This is a genomic window from Hahella sp. HNIBRBA332, from assembly GCF_030719035.1.
Taxonomy (GTDB): domain Bacteria; phylum Pseudomonadota; class Gammaproteobacteria; order Pseudomonadales; family Oleiphilaceae; genus Hahella.
The window spans coordinates 296,744-322,722 of sequence record NZ_CP132203.1 but is presented as its reverse complement, the minus strand read 5'-3'; the positions used below and the strand labels follow the sequence as shown (position 1 = coordinate 322,722).

General features: G+C 48.3%; 21 protein-coding genes. 13 read left to right on the top strand and 8 right to left on the bottom strand.

All coding sequences use genetic code 11. The features are described from left to right. From asnB to O5O45_RS01580, 6 genes are all read right to left on the bottom strand, one after another. Nucleotides 1-1,812 (bottom strand): asparagine synthase (glutamine-hydrolyzing), encoded by a 1,812-nt coding sequence (gene asnB / locus O5O45_RS01605; RefSeq protein ID WP_305903561.1) that lies wholly within the window; start codon nucleotides 1,810-1,812, stop codon nucleotides 1-3. Continuing rightward, nucleotides 1,812-2,954, bottom strand: coding sequence for a glycosyltransferase (locus tag O5O45_RS01600; protein ID WP_305903560.1), 1,143 nt, complete (start codon nucleotides 2,952-2,954; stop codon nucleotides 1,812-1,814). The genes asnB and O5O45_RS01600 overlap by 1 nt, the downstream gene beginning before the upstream one ends. After that, on the bottom strand, nucleotides 2,951-3,781 hold the full coding sequence (locus O5O45_RS01595; RefSeq protein WP_305903559.1) for a hypothetical protein: 831 nt from the start codon (nucleotides 3,779-3,781) through the stop codon (nucleotides 2,951-2,953). The genes O5O45_RS01600 and O5O45_RS01595 overlap by 4 nt, the downstream gene beginning before the upstream one ends. A gap of 48 nt (nucleotides 3,782-3,829) precedes the next feature. After that, nucleotides 3,830-4,777 carry a glycosyltransferase family 2 protein gene (locus O5O45_RS01590; protein ID WP_305903558.1) on the bottom strand — a complete coding sequence of 316 codons (948 nt, stop codon included), beginning with the start codon at nucleotides 4,775-4,777 and terminating at the stop codon, nucleotides 3,830-3,832. A 14-nt stretch (nucleotides 4,778-4,791) separates the two neighbouring features. Next, a complete protein-coding gene (locus O5O45_RS01585) occupies nucleotides 4,792-6,750 on the bottom strand; it encodes a tetratricopeptide repeat protein (protein ID WP_305903557.1) in 1,959 nt (652 codons plus the stop codon). 672 nt (nucleotides 6,751-7,422) lie between these two features. Beyond that, on the bottom strand, nucleotides 7,423-7,851 hold the full coding sequence (locus O5O45_RS01580) for a pilin (protein ID WP_305903556.1): 429 nt from the start codon (nucleotides 7,849-7,851) through the stop codon (nucleotides 7,423-7,425). A 318-nt stretch (nucleotides 7,852-8,169) separates the two neighbouring features. On the opposite strand from O5O45_RS01580, the gene pilB reads away from it, so the two are divergent. From pilB to tsaA, 7 genes are all read left to right on the top strand, one after another. Further along, a complete protein-coding gene (pilB, locus tag O5O45_RS01575) occupies nucleotides 8,170-9,885 on the top strand; it encodes a type IV-A pilus assembly ATPase PilB (protein ID WP_305903555.1) in 1,716 nt (571 codons plus the stop codon). A gap of 3 nt (nucleotides 9,886-9,888) precedes the next feature. Further along, nucleotides 9,889-11,109 (top strand): type II secretion system F family protein, encoded by a 1,221-nt coding sequence (locus tag O5O45_RS01570; protein ID WP_305903554.1) that lies wholly within the window; start codon nucleotides 9,889-9,891, stop codon nucleotides 11,107-11,109. Between the two features lie 68 nt (nucleotides 11,110-11,177). Continuing rightward, complete coding sequence (locus tag O5O45_RS01565) at nucleotides 11,178-12,056, top strand: prepilin peptidase (protein WP_305903553.1); 879 nt, start codon at nucleotides 11,178-11,180, stop codon at nucleotides 12,054-12,056. 19 nt (nucleotides 12,057-12,075) lie between these two features. After that, complete coding sequence (gene coaE / locus O5O45_RS01560) at nucleotides 12,076-12,702, top strand: dephospho-CoA kinase (RefSeq protein ID WP_305903552.1); 627 nt, start codon at nucleotides 12,076-12,078, stop codon at nucleotides 12,700-12,702. After that, nucleotides 12,692-12,928, top strand: a complete 237-nt coding sequence (gene yacG / locus O5O45_RS01555) for a DNA gyrase inhibitor YacG (RefSeq protein ID WP_305903551.1) — start codon at nucleotides 12,692-12,694, stop codon at nucleotides 12,926-12,928. Before coaE ends, yacG begins: the two co-directional genes overlap by 11 nt. A gap of 50 nt (nucleotides 12,929-12,978) precedes the next feature. After that, a complete protein-coding gene (locus O5O45_RS01550) occupies nucleotides 12,979-14,028 on the top strand; it encodes a hypothetical protein (RefSeq protein ID WP_305903550.1) in 1,050 nt (349 codons plus the stop codon). 9 nt (nucleotides 14,029-14,037) lie between these two features. Beyond that, nucleotides 14,038-14,754, top strand: coding sequence for a tRNA (N6-threonylcarbamoyladenosine(37)-N6)-methyltransferase TrmO (gene tsaA, locus O5O45_RS01545; RefSeq protein ID WP_305903549.1), 717 nt, complete (start codon nucleotides 14,038-14,040; stop codon nucleotides 14,752-14,754). On the opposite strand, the gene O5O45_RS01540 is transcribed toward tsaA, so the two are convergent. Together O5O45_RS01540 and O5O45_RS01535 are read right to left on the bottom strand one after the other, a co-directional pair. Beyond that, complete coding sequence (locus O5O45_RS01540) at nucleotides 14,744-15,100, bottom strand: PilZ domain-containing protein (protein WP_305903548.1); 357 nt, start codon at nucleotides 15,098-15,100, stop codon at nucleotides 14,744-14,746. The genes tsaA and O5O45_RS01540 overlap by 11 nt on opposite strands. Before the next feature lie 496 nt (nucleotides 15,101-15,596). Beyond that, nucleotides 15,597-17,873: a response regulator gene (locus tag O5O45_RS01535; RefSeq protein ID WP_305903547.1), complete on the bottom strand. Its 2,277-nt coding sequence runs from the start codon at nucleotides 17,871-17,873 to the stop codon at nucleotides 15,597-15,599. Nucleotides 17,874-18,235: 362 nt separating this feature from the next. On the opposite strand from O5O45_RS01535, the gene O5O45_RS01530 reads away from it, so the two are divergent. The 6 genes from O5O45_RS01530 to O5O45_RS01505 all read left to right on the top strand — a co-directional run bounded on the left by O5O45_RS01530 (nucleotide 18,236) and on the right by O5O45_RS01505 (nucleotide 25,923). After that, a complete protein-coding gene (locus O5O45_RS01530; protein WP_305903546.1) occupies nucleotides 18,236-20,023 on the top strand; it encodes a cation:proton antiporter in 1,788 nt (595 codons plus the stop codon). A gap of 113 nt (nucleotides 20,024-20,136) precedes the next feature. Next, the gene (locus O5O45_RS01525) at nucleotides 20,137-21,138 is read left to right on the top strand and encodes a DUF3187 family protein (protein WP_305903545.1); all 1,002 of its coding nucleotides are present in this window, start codon (nucleotides 20,137-20,139) and stop codon (nucleotides 21,136-21,138) included. Between the two features lie 200 nt (nucleotides 21,139-21,338). Beyond that, nucleotides 21,339-21,902, top strand: a complete 564-nt coding sequence (locus O5O45_RS01520) for a YfaZ family outer membrane protein (protein WP_305903544.1) — start codon at nucleotides 21,339-21,341, stop codon at nucleotides 21,900-21,902. Between the two features lie 199 nt (nucleotides 21,903-22,101). Beyond that, nucleotides 22,102-24,438, top strand: a complete 2,337-nt coding sequence (locus tag O5O45_RS01515) for a hypothetical protein (RefSeq protein ID WP_305903543.1) — start codon at nucleotides 22,102-22,104, stop codon at nucleotides 24,436-24,438. A 136-nt stretch (nucleotides 24,439-24,574) separates the two neighbouring features. Then, nucleotides 24,575-25,399, top strand: coding sequence for a glucosaminidase domain-containing protein (locus O5O45_RS01510; RefSeq protein WP_305903542.1), 825 nt, complete (start codon nucleotides 24,575-24,577; stop codon nucleotides 25,397-25,399). 107 nt (nucleotides 25,400-25,506) lie between these two features. Then, a complete protein-coding gene (locus tag O5O45_RS01505) occupies nucleotides 25,507-25,923 on the top strand; it encodes a YkvA family protein (RefSeq protein WP_305903541.1) in 417 nt (138 codons plus the stop codon). Nucleotides 25,924-25,979: the final 56 nt, after the last annotated feature.

The window sequence follows — 25,979 nt, the reverse complement described above, 5'->3', positions numbered from 1 at the left end:
TTACCTCCTCAACCTCCACAGCAAATACATGTACAAAGCCCACAGACGCTGACTATGATCCTTACCCTTCGAATGCTCTAAGAGCAACCCATCTATAAACTTCTGATTAAGATCATGTCCGCTATATAACAGTATCTCTCTGGCCTGCGAGGACAACAACCATTCACCTACCGGAACAGAAAAGCCGTGTTTTCGCCTCCTCCAAACAAACTTGGGAACCAAAGAGTAACATGAGCTTTCAAGCCATTTTTTGCCAGCAAATAGACTTCTATGCGTAGAGAGCGGCGCCTGAAGTGCAGCCTCTGCAACTTTAGAGTCTAAAAATGGACATCGAACTTCCAGAGATGAATCCATTGATGCTGCATCCACTTTTCGCAATATATCCTGGACCATGTAATTAAAGGCATCCCTGTGCATCATCTCCAATATATCATCAGGACTCTTTATAAGCTCGAACTCCGCCCCTTCTAGGTGAGTCTCACCGGTCAAACCAAATAGTTCATACAACTCAGAACGCCGCCAGTTTCGGGGTGCAATATACCCCCCTTTTTCATAGTTTTCTGATTGCGCAATAAACAACTGAGCTTTCTTCAAGAGGCTTGCACTATGATGGACATAGGTTTCGGGCAGGCTTCGGACAAGCTTCTCTATCACCTTTCTAACAATCACAGGAGCCTTAAAGTATATCTGAAGTAATACAGCCCCCTGGTATCTTTGATAACCAGAGAATAACTCATCTGCGCCATCACCAGACAAAGCCACTTTTACATAACGACTTGCTAAACGGCACAGCTGCATTGAAGGAACCAAAGACACATCAGCAAATGGCTGCCCCAGGCGACGCAGCGTTAAATCACCAACATCCCCTATTGCACTCTCCTCGTAATACTCAGCGTGGTGCTCAGAGCCAATCCAGGCTGACACGCTTTGTGCATACTTAGATTCATCATAAGATGGATCTCTAAAGCCTATAGAGAAAGTCTTAATCTTTTGATGTCGAGCCGCAATTGAAGAAATGATCGAAGAGTCTACCCCTCCCGAAAGAAAAGCTCCCACTTCGACGTCAGCAACCAAACGTTTAGAAACTGAGCTCTCCAATAAATCTTTAAGATCATAAGACGAGCCCTCCACCTTATGATCAAAAGGGTTCCAATAGGCCATTGAAGAAAAGCCCGCCCCCTCTGACCACCACATGTAATGAGAAGGTTTAACCTCACCAATTTCGCTATAAAATGTACTCCCAGCAGGGCAAAACCCATACTCAAGGTAGCTCACTAAGCTTTTTGGGTTTTCAGACAGGCTGTAAGGAATTAGAGCCTTTAAGGCAGGCAGCTCCGAACTGGCCCACAGCTCCTTTCCATTTGTTGAAAAGAATAAAGGCTTCTTGCCAAACCTATCACGAGACATGAGCAGCTTGCGTAATTTAGAGTCCCACAAACAGAAGGCCCACATCCCCTCCATTTTTTTTAGAAACGAGAGGCCCTCAAGCACAAGCCCTGCCAATAATACTTCAGTGTCTCCATCTGTTTTAAAGGTCCAAGTGTCCTTTAGGCCCCCTCGCAGCTCTCTATAGTTATATATTTCACCATTGAATACCAATGTATAGCGACCCGTCTCATCAGTCAGCGGCTGTAAGCTTGAGTGTATATCTATTATAGAGAGGCGACGATGCCCAAAAATAGCCCCATCCCTGAACACACAACCTGCTTGATCCGGCCCCCTTTCCTTTAACAAATTAAGGGAATGCGCCATATTAGTACGCATTTCGACCTCATGCATTGATAGGCTATAACCAAATGAAAAGCCACACATCAGTCAGCCCCAACAGCCCTGAACAGAAGGTTGTATTTTTCTGCTGCTGAACGCCATGTGAGATTTTCTTCCACAACCCACTTCTCCGCCTTATCCGCAATAAGCTCCCGCCTCTCTTGATCCAATGCCACTCTATAAACCAGTTTCTTCAACATTACCGCATCACCACAGGGAAATAAAAGGCCGTTATCTCCATCTGTGATTACATCTTTAACCGCAAGAATATCGGTCGAAATTACACACAACCCTGCTGCCATCGCCTCAACAACTACATTAGGACGCCCTTCCAAAAGACTAGAAAGGACAAATATCTGCGACTCAGAATACAATCTTAGAACTTCATGATGAGGCAGCTCGCCTAATAACTCGACATGATCCTCCATGGAGTTACGAGAAATAAAGGATCTTATCGATTCCAATTGCTCACCACCTCCAACTATAAGCCACTTAAAGCCTAGCCCTTCTTCTAACAGAAGCTTCGCTGCCTCCAGCTGCACTTTAATATCCTTTCTAGGAATTAAACTCCCAACCGTAATTATTTGCATTTCCTTCTTCTTTTCAGGGATGCCATCAAAAGTAGAGACACCATTGGGGATAAAGTGAAATTTATTACAATATTCAGGATATTCTTTGTCATAGCGTAGTTTTAAACCTTGGCTTACAAAGACTATCGCATCAGAACACTTAAAGCATAATTTCAATATCGAATTATTAAGCCTACCGCCAGATGTATCCGAGCCTCGTATAGTAGTAACCAAAGGTTTTCCAAGCAGCTTAGCTACCATACCTGTCACCACCCCCATCAACGCCCAATTTGCAAAGTATACATCTGTAGTCCTGGCTGCTCTCATACAGGAAAAAAAGGTTCCCATTATGAAAGAAACCAAAAGCAAAGGTCCTAATACCTTATGCCGCGAAATAGCAGAAGGTAATCCTCCTGAAGAATGGAACAAAAATCTAAATTTTGACGGCGCATAGCGAACTTGAGCCACCTTCGTTATATCGCACTCGTTCTTATCCGCAGGACATACGACATAACAATCTAACAGCTCATCTAATCTGTCCACCAAATTTTTCAGAAAAATACCGCTAACTGAGGTCGACGAGAGTGGATAAGATGTCGTCACTATAGTCACTCTCATACCTTTTCCTCACGCAAGCCCGTCCATTTCAAAAGGAAGGAAAATATCCAACCGAGCATATCTCCAACCAACACGACAAGCCTGAATCCAAATAGGGACACCAAGACCAAGGACAATTCTCCCTTGAACGCAATCAGTAGCTGCAAGACGTACTCTGTCACGCCTATACCCTGAGGAGCAAAAAAGGCCAAAAAACCAACAACCCAGGAGAGGAGATATGAGCCAGCTAATATTAAAAGACTAAAATCCGAACCCAACGCCTCGCTTGTATAAATAGCAAACGAAAACCCATACCCCAACCAAACAATAGAGTACAAAGACAGGCTTACTATAGTCCAAGAAAGCTTAATACTCCCCCTTAGAACAAATACAAGACAAAACCCAAGCAGAGCAACTATCACAAGAATGAAGGAAAAGAAGTAAAAAAGTTCGCCATCACTTAGAAGTATAAGTCCACCACCAACAATTAAAGCAGTGATAACGGAAATTAACACTTCAAATAAAAATATATTCAGCAACCCCGTTTTGCCAACTCCAAGTCGATCATAATCCAGTAACTTTGTGACAGTTTGCCAGATTCCGCCGGGCAAATATCTTGCAGGGAGACGAGAGAGGTGGATATATAAAACTTTCTTATAACTAACCTTTACTCCATTTGTCGCCAGAACTCTTTGGCTGACAATAGGCACCACCAAATGACTAACCAGAATTAGAAGCACAGCTATAGCTAACTCATCAAGAGAGACAAGGGAAACAGACCGCCAAAGCTGCTCTCTATATTTCACAATATAGAAAGCAAGAAAAATAAGCGCGAGAGGAGTAAACACTCCTCTCAGAAGAGCAACCGCCCTTCGCACTATTCTAGAGGAAACCATCTATTTCAAGTCTTTATTAGCTTCCATATCGAACCACATGGCAAACAGCAAAAACTGGAGTCCCATGATCACCAAAAAAACACTAAATAAAGCACTCGTAGCCTCCACTGATCCCAGAAATATTCGATACAAAAACAAATACCCCCCAGAAAGCATACCTAAAGGAAACAGAAAAAGACCAAGCGCGTAAAAGAAAACGAGGGGATGAAAGTCGCGGATAATGTACTTCTGAAACAATCTAAAGAAAAATAGCTTAGTAATTAACAAAGAAAGCCTAGGTATCATTCTCAGTGGCTTAATACCCGATTTTTCCCCAATGCCATAGACTGGCTTTATTGGAACATCACGCACCCTAAACCCATACACATTCAAACGAACCAACAAATCGTTCGGCTGCCCATAAGTCTTATACATCTCATCCCAGTGTATCGTTTCAAGGGCCTTCAAGTTTATGGCCGTATAACCAGACTGAGAATCAGCGACATGCCAGTAGCCAGAAGCAATCTTCGTTAGCAAAGATAACATGGAGTTACCTAGATATCGGACACGAGGAATCATTTCCCACGCGTCCCCGGAAAAAAGCCTATTTCCCTTGGAGTAATCCACTTCTCCCGCCACGACAGGATCCAAAATGCTTGGCAGATCTTCCGGATGCATCTGTCCGTCTCCAGCCATGACTACAGCCACAGAGTATTTGTTATCTCTTGCGTACTTGTATCCCGTTGCTATCGCGCCACCAACGCCTTGATTTACTTCATGGCGAATCAGCTCAACCCTAGAGTCTGCTTTGGCTAATGCTTCAACGACCTTACACGTTGAGTCCTGACTTTTATCATCTATAACCACAATGCTATCAACAAAACTTGGCATTGCTTCTATTACTTTCGCTATTTGTGTCTCTTCATTAAAGCATGGAACCACTACACAGATTCGATGACTTTCATACATAGTAAGCGCCCTTATCATTCTTTATCACTATCAGCATCTGCTTGGCTACTCCAATGCATTTCTTTAGTCTTAATATATTCGCCCACACTACGAACTTGATCACTATCACTCACTTTTATAAATCTTGTTTGTGGCTGAGTATTTTTTGCCTTATCCAGATATTCATATGCATCTTCTATTAAGCCAGCATCAGCTAACCATTTCGCTTGCGTCAATGGAAACGCAATATTCTCTCTATGCTCATAAGCTCTATCTAAACTCTCCATCGCAGGCCCTAGAATTCTCATCTTAGAGTATAGCTCTCCAAGATAGTAATAGTAGTTGCTAGCATACAGACCACCACTAACGAACTTTTCATTTTGCCCCATGCTTTTAAATAGCATAAGTATTTCCTTCCGAGTAAAACCATCGCAAGCTTCTCCTTCATCATATTCACTCAAAGCTCTTAACATAGAGTAGCTGGCGTTTTCATACCCAGCATGCCCAGCTATCGCCACTGCTTCATTAACTTCGACTGCCTCAACTTTCTCACCAGAGTAGCATTTTACGTATATATCAATAATATGACTTGATAATAGACCGGGGATACTAGACTTTACATCGCTAGCCTCTTTCTTAGCAGCATCCAAATAGCCATTTTTAACTAGATAACCAATATACTGAGCCCGTGCTCGGCTAGATGTTGGATTTTCTTTACTCCATACATAAAACAACCTTCCCTCATCTCCCCAAAGAGAAGCACGCTGGCAAGTTAAAAACGCCTCAAAAAATATCAAAATAATAGAAAATATTGCAACTATCCACTCAAGCCTATTCTTCTTAACAAGTGGATAGGCCAGTCCTAGCATGGCGATTAACACGCCTATCATGGGAAAGTAATTTCTATGCTCAAAGTATAGTTCCAACGGCACAAAAGTGCTTTCAAGAACATGACCAACAAAGAACCACATAACCCCCATATAGAACAAGGGGTTCTTTTTTCTCATAGCAATGGCGATGGAAACTAGAAATACAATAATGCCTCCGCAAATGAGAGTCGAAAACGGATCAAAAATGGACCTTGATATTTCATAGTCATCGTGATACAAGCCACCACCAACAGAGCCAGGACTTACAATTAAACCTATATAATCAACAACAACCCTCCACTCTGTTAGCAGTCTTTCATCAAGGGTAAATGGTCGGCGAACCCAAGCAGCAGACATAACCTCGCTTGAGTAATAAAAATAAAAAATAGAAAAAAATATCAACGGTATAAATACAAATATAGCCAGCCAAGCATCTTTATACTTTTTTGCCTGAGGATCACTAACGAAAGCTGAGATACAGCAACCTGCAATGAAAAAGGCAACAAATGTATTTTCCTTGGCAAATATCCCTACAACCATAATTATTCCAAACGAAGTAGAGACTTTTATCCATTCTTTGAGGCTGTAGTGACGTGCCGGAGTAGAGCAAAACCTTAGAATAGCGTATAGAGCTATTAGAGAGAAAAGCGAAGCGAGCTGCGCCATTCTCTGAATGGCGTACAGAACCGTCGAGACATTTAATGGATGAAGAGCCCAAATCAGAGCTATAATTACAGCAACCCCATAGAGCCACTCCTCTTTTTCGCCAGGGTAAACCAGCAACATAAACTGTTTGACTACAAGTATCAGAAGAAGAGAATTTATTAGGTGAAACGCTAAATTTGTAAACTTAATATCAAAGGCAGAGGCAGGCCACGCCTGGTCATTCACAACAAAAGTAAGAAGGCTTATAAATCGCCCGGAAGACCCTTGAGTTTCAAATAGAAACCTAAGAAGATTATCGAAGCTTGTAATCCCCCCATAATTATTCATCGGCGAAAGGTTTGGATAATCATCAAATATAAAGGGACCACTTAATCCACGCCAATACACAACTGACACAACAACCAATATAAAGCATAAAGCCAACAAAAATAAAAAACAAAACCTCGAATATTTTAGCATCAAACACCCCCAACAAAGAGTCACCAAGCAGAACACAGCCATTTAAAAGTAGTTTAAAGTCCATTTTATAATCGCATAAATTCAATTTAGTATATCTTCAAACCACCCTATAAATACCACTCAGCAAAATGAATCGACCATAGTAATGATTAGCTCAATCATCCACAGTTCTACTTGACCTACTTAAGCTGTATACACCACACATAACGATCTTCATGGACAGGAGCAGCACCTAGCCAAACACATTAATATAGTGAAGCGTATGTTGATGCATATCTAACCCCTACGCACTTGAAACTGGCGACTTCCCCTTTAGCAGGAAGCACATACCGGACACGCCCCCCAGATCACTCCCACACACTCTGAAACTTAAAACGTCCTGAGCCCCATTACTCAGAACTCTTCCCGCCCAAGCAGAGAGCATATTAGACACGCTGACTTCCCTCGCATAAAAATCAAACAATGCACACGAAAAGCATAAAAATACAAGGGAGCTATTCGTTGACCTCAACTCATGTATTTATACTTTTTTTCCGCTACCAGCGATCGCACGAGTATGAGACAACGATTTAAGATTTGCTTCTCAGCCGATTAATAGTATCAACTAAAGATGATTTTAAATTACCAACAAAAAGACCTCCCGAAGGAGGTCTTTTTATTCAGCTTACTAACTTATCGGCAGTTGGCAGGCCTGTATTTATCCTGTACATTTCCACGAGTACAATCCCAAGTAATTCCACCACCAGTAACAGTAGGCTCAAGAACCAAAGAAGCGCCAGCAATTGCGTTATCTTGAGAGTTATATGTAATAACAACCGCCCCGCTAGCACCAATTGACACAGACCTTACATTATTTCCTGTGATGCTAGTAGCAGGAGAGAGACCATAGCTGGCGTTATCTGCGCCCGGGAAGCGCCCTAAGGCCAACCTAGTCTCGGCCACTGTTGTTTTAGCCCCCGCAGCAAGTGACAAACCTTCAGAAACTTTAGTACGCACAGTGTAATCTTGATAAGCAGGAATCGCCACTGCCGCCAAAATACCGATAATCGCAACAACGATCATCAATTCAATAAGGGTGAAACCTTTTTGCATGCTTCTCATGTAACATTCTCCTAATCGTCTTTCGACAGATGATTTTCGGTTCAGCGCTTCGTCCGCCGCCTTGCCTGATATAAAGCACAACCTGTGCCAACTTAAGTCCATTTTTGCTTCTCTGTTAATTGTCAGTAACTTAGCCCCCCCAAGAAAAAAACCTAGCCCTTTAAGTCTACACCCAAGAATGACAAATTAGGTCCATGGGTGACAAACTTTGTCACCTCGCAAACTAAATCTCAAGCACACCTTTCCAAGCTGCCGGATTACTTCTAAACTTTTGAAAGAACATTCTTTTTACACTGGCACTGTTTTTGAAAAGTAGCAATGAACACTCAGATCACTCCTCCCCTTACAGGATTGGCTCGACGCTTTGTGCAAGATGGCTTGCTAGATGAAAGCGTCGCAAGAGAAGCCCAGCAAAGCGCACAAAAAGCAAAAGAACCTTTCGTAAGCCATATCGTAAAACGAGGGCTTGCTAATTCAACTCAATTGGCTTACGCAGCTTCAGCTGAGTTTGGCGTCCCTCTGCTGGACCTTTCCAGCATAGCAATTGAACAGATACCGGACAAAATAGTTGATGAAAAGCTGATCAGAAAGCATCACGCACTGCCCGTATTCAAGCGGGGGAATCGACTATTCCTTGCTGTGGCAGACCCAACCAACTTACAAGCGCTTGACGAAATCAAGTTTCACACGGGCCTAGGTACCGACGCCATACTTGTAGAAGAAGACAAGCTATCTACCTTTATTGATAAATATTTGGAATCCCATGAACAGCCTCTAGGGGACCTGGGAGACACTGACCTAGACGATATTGATATATCAGCAGGCGATGATGTTGATGCAGATGATGATGGAGGAGGCGCAGAACAAGATGACGCACCTATTGTTAAATACATCAATAAAATGCTGTTGGATGCTATTAAGGGCGGGGCCTCTGATATCCATTTTGAGCCTTACGAGAAGACCTATCGAGTGAGATTTAGGACAGATGGCATATTGAACGAAGTTTCTAAGCCTTCTATAAAATTAGCAGCCAAACTATCGGCCCGACTGAAAGTTATGTCACAGCTTGATATATCTGAACGGCGTGTTCCGCAAGACGGACGCATAAAAATGAAACTCTCAAAAACCAAAGCAATTGACTTCCGTGTAAACACCTTGCCCACATTATGGGGTGAAAAAATTGTTTTACGGATTCTTGATCCTAGTAGCGCCAAACTTGGAATAGACGCGCTAGGGTACGAAGAAGACCAGAAAAAGATGTACTTGGATGCGCTTGCCCAACCACAAGGAATGATTCTAGTTACAGGGCCAACAGGAAGTGGAAAGACAGTCTCTTTGTATACAGGCTTAAATATCCTAAACACTACTGAACGTAACATTTCAACCGCAGAAGACCCTGTCGAGATAAACCTTGAAGGTATAAACCAAGTTAATGTCAATACACGGGTTGGCTTAGACTTTTCTTCTGCCCTAAGAGCTTTTTTAAGGCAAGACCCCGATGTAGTGATGGTGGGAGAAATTCGTGATTTGGATACAGCCTCCATTGCCATAAAGGCTGCTCAGACTGGCCACTTAGTTCTCTCCACCCTACACACAAACAGCGCCCCCGAAACACTAACTCGGCTCCGCAATATGGGCGTACCGGCTTTCAACATTGCCACGTCTGTGAGTTTAATTATTGCACAACGACTTGCGAGGCGACTTTGTCCTGAATGCAAACAGGTTATTACTGTCCCCACAGATGTGCTAAAGGCGGAGGGTTTCACAGACCAACAAATTGAAACCGGCTTTGCATTGCACACCCCCAAGGGCTGTGGTAAATGCAAGGATGGTTACAAAGGGCGTGTTGGCATCTATGAAGTGGTGAGGATAACTCCTGCAATGCAAGAATTAATTATGAATGAGGCTAGCTCGATAGATTTGGCAAAACAGGCGCAAAAAGAAGGCTTTAGAAATCTTAGGCAGTCAGCGCTAAGAAAAGTGATTGAGGGCGTAACTAGCCTAGAAGAAGCAAACCGTGTAACGAAGGATTAAATTATGGCCCAGGCAGCAAGTAAAAGTTCTACCTTCGTTTGGGAAGGCACCGACCGAAAAGGAAATAAAACAAAAGGGGAAGTAAGTGGTTCCAATGTCGCAGTAGTTAAAGCTCAGCTACGAAAACAAGGCATAAACCCAATAAAAGTAAAGAAAAAAGCTGAGAGTATATTAGGGAAGCATACCAAAAAGATCACGCCCTTCGACATTGCCATTTTTACTAGGCAGATGGCCACAATGATGAAAGCCGGCGTTCCACTGGTTCAATCCTTTGATATTGTCGCAGACGGGTTAGAGCACCCTTCTTTAAGAGAGCTAGTACTAGACATCAAAAACGAAGTGGCAGCTGGCAATAGCTTCGCAGGGGCTTTAAAAAAACATCCCAAATATTTTGATGATCTATTCTGCAACCTAGTTGACTCAGGCGAGAAATCTGGCGCTCTAGAAACAATGCTGGATCGAATTGCAACTTACCTGGAGAAAACAGAAACCCTGAAGAAAAAAGTAAAGAAAGCTATGACTTATCCGATCGCGGTGCTAGTCGTGGCAGTTATCGTTACCGGTATTCTTCTAATAAAAGTGGTCCCTCAGTTTCAAGAACTCTTTCAAGGCTTCGGCGCAGACCTTCCAGCCTTTACTCAGTTAGTTATTAATATGTCAGAGGCGCTGCAGAGCTCATGGTATATCGTCCTTGGCATAATGATAGCTGCTGTGGTCGCCTTTACAGAAGCAAAGAGAAGATCTCCCGCATTTGCAGACGCGCTAGACAAATACATTCTAAAGCTTCCTATTATGGGGGATATCTTACACAAATCCGCTGTCGCCAGATTTGCAAGGGTTTTAGCTACTACGTTTGCAGCCGGCGTTCCATTAGTTGATGCCTTAGAGTCAGTTGCAGGCGCAACCGGTAACTCTGTATTCAGAAAGGCAGTAAACAAAATCCGTGACGAGGTATCTTCCGGCACCCAGCTGCAATACAGTATGAAGGGCACTGGAGTCTTCCCTGCCATGGCGGTTCAGCTAACCTCAATAGGGGAAGAATCTGGCGCGTTAGATGACATGCTGGAAAAAGTTGCTGACCACTATGAAGCAGAGGTCGACGATGCAGTCGACAACCTTACAGCACTGATGGAGCCGTTGATCATGGCTGTGCTTGGCGTATTGGTCGGTGGACTCATTATCGCCATGTACCTCCCCATTTTCCAATTGGGCTCCGTGGTCTAACCATATACTTATCTCTAAAAGACCTCGCGCCCGCGAGGTCTTTTTTTAACTGTACTCATATATAACCGATGTTAGATATCTTTAATCAGTTCAATCATAACCCTGCACTGCTTTATACCACGGTCATTGTTTTCGGCTTGATTGTCGGCAGCTTTCTGAATGTCGTTATTCTGCGGAAGCCGAAAATGCTGGAGCAGGAGTGGCGCGCTCAGTGCGCTGAAATTCCAGGCTGCGACTGCCCTAAGACAGATGAGCCTCTTATCACGCTTTCCAAACCCGACTCAACTTGCCCTAAGTGTGGACATAAAATCAGAGCCTGGGAGAATATTCCGGTAATCAGTTATTTGTTTCTTGGCGGCAAGTGCTCCTCGTGCAAAACGGGTATTTCTATTCGCTATCCCCTAGTGGAAATCGCTACTGCTTTATTAGCGGTCATTGCCGTCTGCTACTTCAAGATGAGTTGGGCGGGACTGGCGGCCATTGGCTTAAGCTGGACATTGCTTACGTTGTCATTGATAGACTTCGATACCCAGCTGCTTCCTGATGACCTGACGCTCCCACTGCTTTGGGCGGGATTGTTAATCAATATCCAAGGTATCTTCGCCCCCCTATCAGAAGCTGTGATTGGCGCAGTGATCGGCTATTTGGCTTTGTGGTCGGTTTACCATTTATTCCGCCTTTTGACCGGCAAGGAAGGTATGGGGTACGGCGACTTCAAACTGCTCGCCGCTCTGGGAGCCTGGCTGGGCTGGAAAATGCTCCCGCTCATTATTCTGCTTTCGTCACTGGTTGGGGCCGTTATTGGCCTGGCGATGATCATTACCTTGGGCAGAGATAAAAACATCCCTATCCCCTTTGGCCCCTATCTGGCGATTGCCGGCTGGATCGCCATGATCTGGGGAAATGACATCGTATCCGCCTATTTGGGGATGTATCCTGCGCCTTAGTCGCTGTATCTTTCCCTACATGAACCAGACTACACAGCATAACTCATTAATTATCGGACTTACCGGCGGCATCGCCAGCGGTAAGTCCGCAGCCGCAGCCAAGTTTGTCGAATTAGGCGTTCCCTGTATCGACGCCGATCAAGTAGCCCGCGACGTGGTCGAGCCCGGCGAGCCTGCACTACAGCATATTGCAGAGCATTTCGGCCAAGCCTTGATCACCTCGAATGGAGCCCTGGATCGCGCAGCGCTGCGCAAGCTGGTGTTTCATGATCCTGAGCAGAAGAAATGGCTTGAGAGCCTGCTACACCCGCTCATCAATCAACGCATCCGCAATTGGTTAAAGGCTTGCACGACGCCTTATTGCATCCTGACGTCTCCCTTATTATTGGAGACCCGACAACGTGAACTGGTAGACCGCATACTGGTTATAGACGTTCCCGAGTCAGTGCAAATCGCCAGAGCGATGGAGAGAGATCAAAATAGTGAGGAATTGGTCCGCCGGATTATTGCGGCTCAAAGCGGCAGAGAGTATAAACGCCAACATGCGGATGATATCATCCTGAACGACAAGGACTTGGCCCACCTGAACCAGGAAGTCGCCAAGTTGCATGAATACTATTTAGAACTGGCGCAGCATGATCGATAAAACTTCTACCTCTTCAGCCACTCGCACCGCCCTGGAAGTGGACTGCCCGACATGTGGAAAGAAAGTCCCATGGATTCAGGAAAATGAGTTTCGCCCATTCTGCAGCAAGCGCTGTCAAATGATTGACCTGGGAGCCTGGGCCTCCGAAGAATATCGCATTCCTGAGGCGGAGGAGAAAGACAAATGGTCTGAAGTCGATGACGAGCGACCAAAGGACTCTCATTGATTCTCAATCGCCGCAACCTTTCCCATTCACTTATCAGGATGTATTAGCCGGTGACGTTCGCGTACAGATATTTTTGTGCGGCTCTTGCCGCCGCCTCACTTCAATTCATATCAGCTTCCCTTTCCCACGCAAAAGAAACAACAGAGGAAGCCTTTGAAAATGAGGCGCCAGCTCCTGCTGAGGAGAGTACTCAGTCCATCGAAACCGAAGAAGACGGAGAGCAAGAAACAATTACTGAGCGCTCCTTCATTTGGATCGTAGATCAGCGCAACGCCTGGTCGAATAGACTTGGCTCTCTAGGGCGCAATATAGATGGTTTTTTTGGCGGCAAAGAGGCTGAACTGAGCGCCAACGGTAGCTTTTTAAAGGTGGGCTTGTTTGGCGTTTGGCGAAAAGAAGAAGGGATTGACCCGGAGCCGAGATTCAAATTTCGTTTGGACCTTCCTTATACCCAAGATCGATTCAAACTGGTGATTGAAAACGATCCGGATGAAACCAAAACCTTGGCGGAAAAGAACCGTAATCGGGTGTTAAAAGAAGACGAAACCACCAATACTACCAGCACGGGCTTCTTTCGCTTAATCGCCGCACTGAAAGAATGGAAACTCAAAGGCGATTTGGGTGTAAAGCTGGAAATTCCATTAGACCCATTCGCCAGAGCAAAAGCCGAAAAGGAGTGGGCGCTCTCTGATACCTGGGCCTTCCGGGTAGACGAGTCGATCTATTATTACCATTCCGAGGGCTGGGGTCACACCAGCGCTTTCTACTTTGAGAACGCCATTTCAGACCGCTGGTTCTTCCGCTCCAAGTCGGAAGCTCAATGGGTCGATAATCGAGACGGCTGGGAATTTGCAGAAGTCTTCTCTCTTTCTCAAAAGATCGATGAGAATCGAGCAATGAATCATCAGCTGGGATGGCTGGGAGAAAGCCGCCCCAACCCACGCACCAGCGCCTACTTTATAAATACCACCTACCGCCAACGACTTTATAGTGACTGGCTCTTCCTAGAAAGCACGCCGGAACTGCTGTTTCCCAGAGATGACAACTTCAAGCCCAATCCATCGCTGACATTAGGGATTGAGATGATCTTTTCTGAGTAAACCACAGCAATGGAAGATCTAATTTACCGCCCTATCGGCCATATCCGCTCCTGCTTCCCAGAGAAGTTCGGAGCGCCGCGCCAACCAGGACTCATCAAGCACGCCATCACAGAAATCGTACTTACGCAGGAGTTTTCATCAGCGGAGGCGGTTTCAGAACTGTTGGCTTTCAGTCATATATGGATCCTGTTTCACTTCCATAAAACCGCCGATGCGGGCTGGAAGCCGAAAGTGCGTCCTCCACGACTCGGTGGCAACAAAACTGTCGGCGTATTCGCCTCCCGCTCTCCATTTCGCCCCAACCCCATTGGACTCTCCGCCGTACGCCTGCTATCCGTTCAGGAACGAGAGGGTTTACAAGTACTCAGCGTGGAGGGGGGCGATTTCGTAGACGGCGCGCCAGTATTGGACATCAAACCTTATATCCCCTATGTCGACGCCATAGAGGCGGAAGGGGGCTACGCTGTTGAAAAACCGGAGCTCTGCCTGGAAGTTCGCTTTACAGAGGCAGCCGAACAAAATTTGCGCCAGTACAGCCTCCAATATCCCAACCTTCGAGAGCTGATTATTGAGACCATTGGTTTGGACCCACGGCCGAGCTACAAAAAAAGCCAAGCCGACTCGAAAGTCTATGGCCTGGCTTTATACGACCTGAATATTTCCTGGCGTGTTTATGACAATTGCGCACTTGTCAGCGCGGTTGCGCCCCTGACAGTTAATGAGTAATCACTTCAAGGCCAGAGCCAAACTCGGGGAAATCCGGCGCGTGCTTTTCAATCCATTCTCTCGCCGCTTCTTCCCCTGACATACGGCGACCTTCCGTCGCCAACACTTCCCGCTTGTAATGCTCAATGTGGCATACCTGCTCCACCATTCGAGCAGCGAATGCGTCTTTTTCGCTCATGAAACGCAGCCCTATTTCAAAGCCGTTATCCACCTCTTTGCACCAGATAACCTGAGCAGGAGTTCTAAAGGTCGGGCGTACAAAAGCAATAACCACCATTACCTTCTCCCCCTCCTCGTAGGGCGTTGGCGACATGCAGCAAACTCCGCCACAGCTTATGTTTTGCATACAGTGCGAGGACGCGGAGGGACAACAACTTACGCCTATAGTGGCGGGGCTCTTATGGATTAATGTGTCATGACAGACACCGGATTGAGAGAACGAGTCTTCTTTGGATGGAAGTTTCTTTTCAAGCAGAATAGGGATATCTGTAGGATGACGTATAAACTGACGCATCGCTGTATCTCCAGTCACAAACATGTTCATAAGCACATCGCCTATTCAATGTCAGCGTTAAGTCGACCTTCCTACAGCTCATCCATTGGCGTTTGTGTTCAATATAGAGTTCTGCGCAATCTCCTTTGCCATACCACTCCCACTTCTTGACGCTTGAAGCTGAAGGCCCATAGAACACAGCTTCTGACGCCCAACAATATTCCCTACTCTAAGATTTAGGGGAAAAAGTCCGCTTTTTCAACCAAGCTCAGAGGCTGGCTGGGGCTTTTTTCATTAATTTTTCAAAATTTAACAGCATCACCCGTAATCTGTCACAAAGTGAGCCCTATCAAGCCTGCTCCAGCACTTTCTCCTCAAAGTGACGAACGATGGCGCTGAGCTCTTCAAAACGGATAGGTTTAGTCAGAAAGTCGTCCATCCCGCATTGCATGCATTTCTCTTTTTCGCCGGGAAATGCGTTTGCTGTGAGCGCCACGATGGGAATATGGGAAAAGCTCTGCTCACTATCACGAATACGCTTGGTCGTCTCATAGCCATCCATGACTGGCATCCAGCAGTCCATAAATATCAGATCAAAGTGAGTTGAGCCCAGCTGTTGGATGGCGATTTCGCCATTCTCCGCAAAATCCACTCTGCAACCGCATTTCTCCAACATCTTACGCGCCAGATTTCGGTTGACGGTGTTGTCTTCCACCAGAAGAACGCGCAACCCGGAGCGTCTGGAGTCTCTGCGATCCTCAAATGTCATCAGGCTAGGAGAAAGAATAATCGAGGTTTCATTTGGCTCTTCAACCATGACTGTATACAAGGCGTCGCGTAAGTGTGACTCCCTGTCCAGTTTACTGAGATAACCGGAGACTCCTGCACTCTTAAGTTCGGACACATGCTCCCTTTGCGGATGTGAAGACAACGCCAAAATCGGCGCGCTTTTTTGCAAATCCAAGGATTTAATGGACTTGATCAGGTCTATAAACTCATCCCCTGGCAGCGACTCGTCCAGAATCATCGCGTTGTAGGGGGCTTTGGAATCCACCGCCTGATTCACCAGAGCCCTGACCTCTTCGGCAGTTTTAGCGATATCGCAATGCAGCAGAGATTCTTCGGAAAAAATATCCAGTGTCGCTTTGAGGCTCAGTTCATTGCTGTCCGCCACCAGGATTCGGCTTTCTCTGAAAATATTCTCTTCATTGAGAATTTGAGGACTGTAACTTTGCACGCGCTGACAGGATAGTTGCGCCCAATACGTCGAGCCTTTGCCTTCCTCACTTTCAATGCCGAAAGAACCGCCCATCAGTTCGACGAACTGTTTGCACAACGCCAGCCTCAGCCCTGTGCCAACTTCATTGAGCCCTTGCGAAACCGGCGCCTCAAAAGTGTTGGACAGCAAGGTATCAATTTCATTAGGGCTTATTCCCGGACTGCTGTCTTCTACAGTAAAGCGTATACGCACCCGGTCTTCGTCAAACGCTACCGGATGCACATGCAACACCACCTGTCCTTTGACTGTGACCGTAATTGCAACGGACAGCAGGCTTTCCAGCACGCGCAACAGAATATTGCGGTCTGTCAGCACCCGAGTCGGAAGACCTGCATCCACAAAGGTCTCAACGTTAAGACCTTTCGCCTCCGACACCGTTGAAACTCGCGCCACCGCCGCCTGCAACAAAGCCCTCAATTCGGTGGGAGCCAAATCCACTTGCGTCGTGCCGGCTTCCAGTTTGGAGAGGTCCAGCATATCGTTAAACAGGGTCAGTAATGACTCAGAACTCTGCTGCACCGCCAACAAATATTCACGTTGCTCCTGAGAGACAGGGGTATCCAACAACAAGCCGGTATAGCCAAGAATATTGTTCATCGGCGTGCGCAGCTCGTGACTGATATTGGCGATAAACACACTCTTGCTTTGATTCGCTTTTACCGCCTGGGAGCGCTCGACTTGGGAGCGTTGCTCGGATTGCCGCAGAATGCGCGTCTGCTCCAGCATGCGAATACGCAGATTGTTGATGGCGGTGACCACCTGACTCAGCTCATCGGAAGCGGATGGGGGTTTGCGATCCAGCGTCAGAGTCGCTGTTGGATTATCAATCTCCAGCCTGCGGCAATACTGCGACATCTTTTCCAGATGCCGACTGACCAATAGCCAGAATATCAGGAGAAAGAAAATAGCGACGACAAAGGTTTTCACGCTCTGGGTTATCAGAATAATAAGCAGCCGGTCCCAGATTTTGTGCTGAATCGGCTCCAATGTGGCGATGAGCGTCAGGTCTCCGAGCCAGTAATTGTCCATTCCTGGCTGATAGATGGGGTATACCTTACTAAAGGAAGGCTCGCCAGACGGGGGCGTGCCCGCAGTAAACACATCTTGGTAGTTGGTGACCAGGGAAACATTATAAATTTCCGGCAGACGCAGCAGTCCACGCAATAACACATCCAGGTTATCGTGATTAATGCTCCACAGGCTATTCGCCAGTCCCGGTTCGAAAGTACTGGCGACATCATCCAGTCTGGTGTTGAGCGCCGCCACTTCGGCACGGTAATCCAGCCACAACTGTACGCCGGTGGAGACCAGGGCGACGGCAGTGCTGAACAGCAAGACGCTCGCCACGACCTTCGACCCTAAAGGATACTTTCGCAGCCGTTTACTAAATTTACCCCACAAACCCCTAAACTCCCTGTTTGCCTACTACCATTGAGAGCGCTATCGATATTGTAGCAAAACCTTACTTTGACACTTTTGACGTCCAGTCGCCTATTCGCCGCCAGCCCTGGGACAGCGACAACTCTATATATGTTCCCGTCAATAATCCATCCCGCCTACGTATTCAACAGCAATCAGAAGCACCATGTTACACGTTGTTCAAACCGCAGACGCATCGGCTTTAAGCTGGCCACACCAGGGATCAACTGCTATCTTTAGCGGAAAAACTGACTGCTAAACCTCAACTCTTCCGGTTCGGAGCTCCCCTTTTGAACGAACATGTCGTCGTAGCCCTCGCCGCCATCCTGTTTTTTGGCGTCGCATCTCAGTATATAGCCTGGAAACTGAAACTGCCTTCAATACTCTTGTTATTGCTGAGCGGTATTGTGCTGGGCCCAACGACGGGCGTACTGAACCCTGACGAGATTTTCGGCGACTTTCTGTTTCCAGCTATTTCTTTCGCGGTAGCCATCATCCTCTTCGAAGGCGGTCTCAGCCTTAAGCTGGCGGAGCTCAAAACCAGTTCAACTGCTGTCCGCAGTCTCGTCAGCGTGGGAATACTGATCACATGGTTTCTCGCTTTTCTGTTGGCCTGGATCACCCTTGACGTTCCCTGGATTCTTGCGCTGCTGATCGGCGCCATTCTCACTGTCACAGGTCCTACCGTTGTATTGCCATTATTAATGCTGATTCGCCCGAAAGGACAGGTTAACTCCATCCTGAAATGGGAAGGCATTCTCAACGACCCCATCGGCGCACTGCTCACTGTATTAGTTTACGAGGCGGTAGTGTCCACCAGTGTGGGCAAAGCCACCACCTTGTTCTTGTCTGGCTTTCTGTTAACTGTCGTCGTGGGCGGATTGATGGGCTTGATCGCTGGCATGTTAGTGGCGACAGCGCTACGCCATCATTGGATACCGGAGTTTCTGGGCAACACCTTCACCCTGGCGATGGTGATGTGTCTGTTTACCGCTTCCAACCTCATACAACACGAAAGCGGCCTGTTTAGCGTCACTATTATGGGGATTTATCTGGGCAACCAACGTCTGGTGTCGATACGCAACCTGGTGGGCTTTAAAGAAGACCTGCGAGTGCTCTTACTATCCTCCATGTTCATCGTCCTCGCTGCACGCCTTGATGTGCAGGATCTGGAGCATATCCACGCTGGCAGCTTCGCCTTCCTTTTACTTCTGGTCTTTTTGGTGCGTCCAATCGCAGTTTGGGCGTCCACGGTGAAAAGCAACCTAAGCTGGAAGGAAAAGTTGTTTCTATCCTCCATGGCTCCCCGAGGCATAGTCGCCGCAGCAGTGGCGTCTCTCTTCGCAGTACGTCTACAAGGCATCGGTTATGAAGAGGCAGAAGCATTACCTCCTACCATGTTTCTGATCATCATGGGCACGATTCTCATCTATGGACTGGGCGCCAGACCGTTGGCGAAAAAGCTGGCGCTGTCCGATGACAACCCGCAAGGCTGCATCATTCTTGGCTCCAACGCTTTCACCAATGCGCTCGCCAAAGCGTTGAAAAATGAGAATGTGAGCGTGCTGATCGTCGACGCCCGGTGGAGCAATATTAAAGAAGCCCGCATGGAAGGAACGCCGACATTGTTAGGTAACGTACTGTCTGAGCAGCTACTGGAACGCGTCAATTACACGGGTATGGGACGCTTTCTGGCGTTGACGCCCAACCTGGAGTTGAATTCTCTCGCCTGTATTCGTTTTTCCGACATATTCGGCGTTAAAGAGGTCTATCAGCTCGGCGAACCCGAAGATAAAGACAAACCCGCTCAGTGGATTCCCGAAGATTTGTCCGGGGTCGCCCTGTTCTCCACTCAGGCCACTTACAACCACATCATGAAGCGGTTGAATCACGGGGCCGTCATCAAGCGCACTCCTCTTACCAAAGACTTCACCTACGAGCAGTTTAAAGAAAAGAACCAGGATCAGGATCCATTGCCGCTGTGTCTAGTGGGTGAAAACGGAGGGCTGAACTTCTTCACCGTGAAGAAAAACCTGCAACCCAAGCCAGGGCAGGTGTTGATCAGCCTCGTTGGCTAGCGCCTGCTGCTAAACTTTCTGGGGCGCTCTTTTAGCTCAACATCAAGCAGATGCTGACGCGTCAAAGAGACTTTTTAAATAACTTGGCATGACATAAAGGAATCATCCAACCGATGTCGTCGTTAAAAAAAATAACTCACGGGATAATTTTTCCCTGTGTCTGTGCGCTTATATCCACCCACACGATGGCGCTGTCCCCTACTCCTTTCGAAGTGGGGAACTTTTCCCCCCTTGCCCAGACATTCGGTCTGCCGTCCATTCAAACGGCTTTAAACACGGCGCCATCCGGCTTTGAGATAAGCTTGCAACACGCCACCGCAAACACATATGTCACACATGAGAACACCAACGAAATCTCCTATTTTGACGGCGAGGTGGCGGTAACCTCATTATCGCTGCGCTGGCGCTTCAAAAACGACGCCGAGCTGACCTTAAGAGCGCCCTACGTGGACCACAGCAAAGGCCTATGGGACGATTTCATCTACGACTGGCACGAATGGTTTGGCCTTCCTCAGGGCGGCAGGACGCGGGACACCAATGATCAGTTCGCCTATGTATACCAGCGCAATAGTGAAAGGCTCCTGAATTTTCGCGATGAAGCCGCCGGCATTGGCGACATTCGCTTTGGCTACTCCCAACAGTTGCATTTCTGGGAACAGGATTGGCTGGCGCAACTGGAAGTAAAAGCCCCGACGGGAGATGCAGACAAACTCACCGGCAGCGGAGCCTGGGATCTTTCTGCAGGCGTGGGCTGGGAGGGCGCGGTAACTGCCCCCGACCAACGCTTTATTCCATTCGCCGGCGCCGCCGTCAGCTACCTTGGCGATAGCGACCTCAGTCTTGCGCCACTACAGAAAAACTGGGCGCTGTCCCTCCGGGCTGGCGGCCATTGGCGCGCGCTACCTTATCTCACGCTTACCGCACAGATAGACAGTCACTCCGGGCTTTACCATAGCGAGTTACGCGAGCTAAGCAATTTCTCCCTGCAATTAACGACCGGAGGGCAAATTGCCCTTAGTGATGCGCTGGTATTGAACATCGCTATCGCAGAGGACCTCAACACCACCATCACGCCGGACTTCGTCGCCATGCTGGGCATGACCTACGGCTGGTGACTTAATCAGGCCTCCAGATAACCTGTTATTAATTTGAGCCGACATTCGCCTGTGGTTAAGATGTCGGCTTGTCGCCTTTAGCGCCTGAGGGCGTATTTCCGCAATCCGCTACTTGTTATTTCGTAGATGGACGCATTCCGCTAACGGAAGTTCGCCGGAAACTTTTTCTCAGAACGTATAAACCAGGAGCAACCATATCCATGAGATTTTTAGGGCTTAACGCGGCTATCGGCGCCGCCGCACTATTGGGAGCCAGCATCGCAACCGCTTCCGAATTAGACTTCAACATCGGCGATGAATCCGTTAATGTGCAGGTCAATATGCTGCCGCAATCCAGAGATTTTGAAACTGGCCTGGGTTACCTGTATCACAAAGGCGGCGGTCACCTGTTGAACGGCGACCTGCATGCACGGGGACAAACAGCCATCGGCAATCTGCCGACGACGGTTGGCATTGGCGCGCAATTGGACGTGTTCACTGAAAGCGACGTAGACGGCTCAGCCATCGCCCTGGGCGGATACGCCCACATCAAGATCCCCAGTGTTCCAGGCCTGGGACTCAAAGTGGCGGGCCATTTCGCGCCTTCCATCACCTCATTCCAGGACGCCGAGCAGTTTTCCCGTTTTGACGTCAAAACCACCTACCGCGTGATTCCCAACGCAGATATTTACCTGGGATACCGCGTCATTAAGGCGGATATTGAAAGGCACGACGACATCACCCTGGATGAAGGCCTGAACGTCGGCTTCGCCCTGCAGTTCTAGTCTCAGTAAACCCCTCATAGCGTTTACCAAGACCGCCTCTCGCCGCAGAACGCGCCTCTTCGTCGTCTGCGGCGATTTCCTCTCCCCCATTTCCATGCATCCCCGGCTGGGACTGCTTCACAGATTCCTCAAACCAGGGTTTTCCGCCCTCCGTAAAAACCCTTAGACTAGCCCCCAACAGCCTCAATAAGAATCAACAATGGAATTGCCTATGTCATTGCGCGAGCTGAAAAAAGTCTCCGGGCTCCTGCTGCTTGTGTCCATACTCTCCGCCTGTGGCGGCGGTGACGAATCTCTGGATGGCAACGGCGGTTATACGCCGCCCAAAAACGACAACAAAGTTGACCCCCCAGCTGGCGACGCCAGCGGAGAAACGCCCCCCGACCCCATTGACGCCAGACAGGTCAACGTCGCGGTGCTCGCCACGCCAGGCATGCAAGAAGCCACTTTCGCCCAAAAAATATTGAGCGCCTTCCTGCCAGCTTCCGCCCACGCTATTTCCGCCGGAGACAAGGTGGCGGCCAATCTGAGCATTCAACAGTTGGACTATCGCGGCAATGTTATTTCCGGTGGAGTGATCTCTGGCAACGACTACTCCGTCAATCGCTCCAGCGACGGCAGCTATACCATCACCTTCGACGGGGCCATTCCTCAAAGAATTGACCTGGTGATTGCAGCGGAGCTCAGTAATGGTTCGGTCATTCGCACGGGCTTGCCTAACGCAAACAAAGGGATACTGATCACCGCCGCATCAGAGTATGCGGTCAGGGATTTCTTTAGCAGCCTGAGTTCCCAGGGTGAACTTGATGGAATGATGCCCTGCAACGACGACACGGATTCCTGTGGCTCGCAGGCGGCCGCACGCATGCTGAACTGGGCCGCATTAATGAACGGAGTGCAAGACTTCGAAGTCACCCTACCGGAAAACGCAGACCTGGAAGAGGCAATGGCGTTTCTTGGCGACAACGTCTTATTTGACGACTTCGTCGACCAATTCATCGCCACCATCCGCGAAACAAAGATCGATGGCACAACATCAACCAGCATTGCGCCTGTTCTAGAAAACAGAGCTGGCCTGTACAACTCCGTATTATTCGCCGCCGGCCTCAACCAAGGCCTGCCCGACGGAGCCAAAACTGTGGTGTTCTCCAACCGCATCGCCACAATCAAAACCAATACTTCCGCAGAGGTCACGACCTACTCCTACCCCATCGCCAGCTTCACCGCTACCGTTTTGGGAATCATCAACAACATTATCGTCGAACAGGTTCCCTGGGAGCGCCACAGCCTGACGCAAGTCTCCGACGACGTCTTCAACCAGGGCGCACAGGCGGAAGAGGATGATATCAACGCCCATGTCGGTTCTACGCTGACCTATCTATCTCCAAGCGGCTTTTTCGATATGGCGCGCCTGCAAACTCAATACATTACCCGGGAAGACAGCGTCAGCCCGACCGGCTGGCTGACCAATCCCTTCTATACGCGCCTGTATACAACGAAGTCGACCAATGATGACAGCACATCCTCGCCCTCTATGGCCTCCGCTTATTTGAGCGATGGATTTGCGATTGAGCTGGCCGCCAAGTCCACTGGGGGATATAGCCGCGAGCTGACGCTGGAAAAACTGAACACTTTCGGCTGGCTTTTCCATAGCCGACAATCCTCAAACTTCAGTACAGACGTAATCAATGGCGGCGACTATGGTGTGATCAGCCTGCGCCAGAACCTGTCCACCGACCCGGTCATGACAGTCGTTGGCGCGATCCATCACTGGCAAGCGACCTCAAGCGATATTGCGCAGACGCAACCTGCTCCCGTGGCGGGCGATCCCGACATCTACCATACCTATCAGATGAGCCGCAGCGCGGACGGCTCCGCCTCTGGCGTCGGCATGTCAACGGAAACGCCAACGTCTCTGGCGCTGGAGCGATTGCCTACCATCAAATACAACAACAATGATAAAGCTTATGAAACCGAGTATACCGGACGGATCAAAGCCGGTTCCGCGAGCGGCGTCAGCGACCCTTCCGGCAATGTATTGTCGTTCAATGTCGATAGCGACACGGATGGCCAGGGCATTACTCATGCTGTAAGGCTGTCGGATACGGACATCAATTACGCCGGCGCCAGCTATGTGTTGTACGGCAATAGCTTAGGCATCAGCGGGAGCGCAACCTTGTTCGGGAATCATAACCTGTCCACCCTGACCTTCGACGACGCCTCTGTTGCGACTCTCCACTTGAAGGAGCGTCGGGTAACGCAGACCATTGGCAGCCAAACGCTCAGCGATATTGAAAATCACGACGCGGATTATTCTATGACGCCACAAGCGTCTCCCGCCGCCAACACCGGGGCCGCCAGAAACCTTCTCAAACTGGATTTCGCTGACCCACGACCGACAGGCGGAGAAACGCTGACAATGGAAGGATTCGCCGCCAGCGGCGGCAATCTGCTGATTTTATTAGTGCGTTACGGCGACCGCATTGGATTGATATACGGCTTCAAGCAACAAGCGTTGACCGCAAACTCAGATTAAACGCCCTCCTCCCCTGCTCTCCGCGCAGTCGTTGTGGGGAGCAGGCCTTAGACCGCCCGTCTTCCAGCCCAAAGTGTTGAATCAGCTAAACTAAATACGCAAAATAAAATCTGCTAGCAAAAACGATGGGTAGTACATGAAGAATTACCGCAGTTATGCCGTTATTGCCTTTGGCGGCGCATTGGCTTGGCTTTTTACATTTTCTCTCTGGTATGACCTACACGCCCTAGCGGTTAAGGAAAATAAAAAAGAGCTCAAGACTTCAAACGTCAACCTGATACCGACGGCTCCCCTTCCTGATTTCAGCCGTTATGAAGATGTCGGAGAGAAAAAAGAGGCGTTTTTCTCTTATTTGTTGCCGTTGGTGCAACAGGCCAATCGACAAATCAAGGAAGAGCGCCAGTTCATCCAAAAGATGCAACGGCAAACCACGTTCTCGACTGAAGATACCGCACGCCTGCAACGCTTGGCGGAAGCTTATCGAGTGCCGTTTGATAACGCCTTCAACAACGATTTTTTCAAACTGATGTTACGCAGAGTGGATACTATTCCCCCCTCTCTGGTTCTTGCACAGGCGGCAAACGAATCCGGCTGGGGCGGCTCCCGCTTCGCACGCGAAGGCAACAACTTGTTTGGACAATGGTGCTTCAAACCCGGATGCGGCATAGAGCCTGCGCAACGCGCATCCCACCTGCAGCATGAGGTGGCGCGCTTCGACACGGTCTATCACTCAGTGATGAGCTACATGCGTAACCTCAACCGTAATCTGCACTATATCGATCTCCGCAAGACCAGAGAAAAGCTTAGAGCCCAAGGCGCCGCCGTCACGGGCCAAAGCCTGACCCCCGGCCTGGCGAAATACTCCACCCGAGGAGAAGCTTATATTGCAGAAATACAAGGTATGATCCGCACCAATGATTTGGAAAAGTACGATCACCCCGGTGACGCCGCAACGCTTTGAACGTTTGGGGTCACCCGATGGAAACGCAAGCGTTGGTTATTTAGTTCAGAAATTCCTGGCGTGGTTGCGTAAAATGAAATGGATTCCATCCGACCATGGGACAAACTATGAGTATCAATCTAGCCCGTAACCGCTTCTCCGAGACACCCCGTTTAGAATCGGAAAATCACCCGCCGGTTTCTGGCGTCCAGTTATGGAAAAAGCTGGGCGCGGCCGCCTCCGCCGCTGGCGTCACGACGGTAGAGCATGCATTGACGCTCTATTACACCGCCGCATCGCCCAACACGCCGGTATGGTGTAAAACTGTCATCTACGGCGCTTTGGGGTATTTCATATCGCTTATAGACGGTATACCTGATCTGACCCCCATCCTGGGCTATACCGACGACCTCACGGTCATGGCGGGCGCCATCGCTACGATCGCCGCGCATATCACTCCAGAAATACGACGTCAGGCGCAGGAAAAAACGGCGGCTTGGTTCAAAACCGACAAGAAGAATACATCTCAGCAAGGGAGCAATTGATGGCGGTATCGCAAGCACACTGATCCATACCACACAAGAACCGGGGCGACTCGCCT

What these genes read in the sequence shown, in the direction of transcription:
- asnB (WP_305903561.1), bottom strand. Translation starts at nt 1,812, where the DNA reads ATGTGTGGCTTTTCATTTGGTTATAGCCTATCAATGCATGAGGTCGAA.
- O5O45_RS01600 (WP_305903560.1), bottom strand. Translation starts at nt 2,954, where the DNA reads ATGAGAGTGACTATAGTGACGACATCTTATCCACTCTCGTCGACCTCA.
- O5O45_RS01590 (WP_305903558.1), bottom strand. Translation starts at nt 4,777, where the DNA reads ATGTATGAAAGTCATCGAATCTGTGTAGTGGTTCCATGCTTTAATGAA.
- O5O45_RS01585 (WP_305903557.1), bottom strand. Translation starts at nt 6,750, where the DNA reads ATGCTAAAATATTCGAGGTTTTGTTTTTTATTTTTGTTGGCTTTATGC.
- O5O45_RS01580 (WP_305903556.1), bottom strand. Translation starts at nt 7,851, where the DNA reads ATGAGAAGCATGCAAAAAGGTTTCACCCTTATTGAATTGATGATCGTT.
- pilB (WP_305903555.1), top strand. Translation starts at nt 8,170, where the DNA reads ATGAACACTCAGATCACTCCTCCCCTTACAGGATTGGCTCGACGCTTT.
- O5O45_RS01570 (WP_305903554.1), top strand. Translation starts at nt 9,889, where the DNA reads ATGGCCCAGGCAGCAAGTAAAAGTTCTACCTTCGTTTGGGAAGGCACC.
- O5O45_RS01565 (WP_305903553.1), top strand. Translation starts at nt 11,178, where the DNA reads ATGTTAGATATCTTTAATCAGTTCAATCATAACCCTGCACTGCTTTAT.
- coaE (WP_305903552.1), top strand. Translation starts at nt 12,076, where the DNA reads ATGAACCAGACTACACAGCATAACTCATTAATTATCGGACTTACCGGC.
- yacG (WP_305903551.1), top strand. Translation starts at nt 12,692, where the DNA reads ATGATCGATAAAACTTCTACCTCTTCAGCCACTCGCACCGCCCTGGAA.
- tsaA (WP_305903549.1), top strand. Translation starts at nt 14,038, where the DNA reads ATGGAAGATCTAATTTACCGCCCTATCGGCCATATCCGCTCCTGCTTC.
- O5O45_RS01540 (WP_305903548.1), bottom strand. Translation starts at nt 15,100, where the DNA reads ATGCAAAACATAAGCTGTGGCGGAGTTTGCTGCATGTCGCCAACGCCC.
- O5O45_RS01525 (WP_305903545.1), top strand. Translation starts at nt 20,137, where the DNA reads ATGTCGTCGTTAAAAAAAATAACTCACGGGATAATTTTTCCCTGTGTC.
- O5O45_RS01520 (WP_305903544.1), top strand. Translation starts at nt 21,339, where the DNA reads ATGAGATTTTTAGGGCTTAACGCGGCTATCGGCGCCGCCGCACTATTG.
- O5O45_RS01515 (WP_305903543.1), top strand. Translation starts at nt 22,102, where the DNA reads ATGGAATTGCCTATGTCATTGCGCGAGCTGAAAAAAGTCTCCGGGCTC.
- O5O45_RS01510 (WP_305903542.1), top strand. Translation starts at nt 24,575, where the DNA reads ATGAAGAATTACCGCAGTTATGCCGTTATTGCCTTTGGCGGCGCATTG.
- O5O45_RS01505 (WP_305903541.1), top strand. Translation starts at nt 25,507, where the DNA reads ATGAGTATCAATCTAGCCCGTAACCGCTTCTCCGAGACACCCCGTTTA.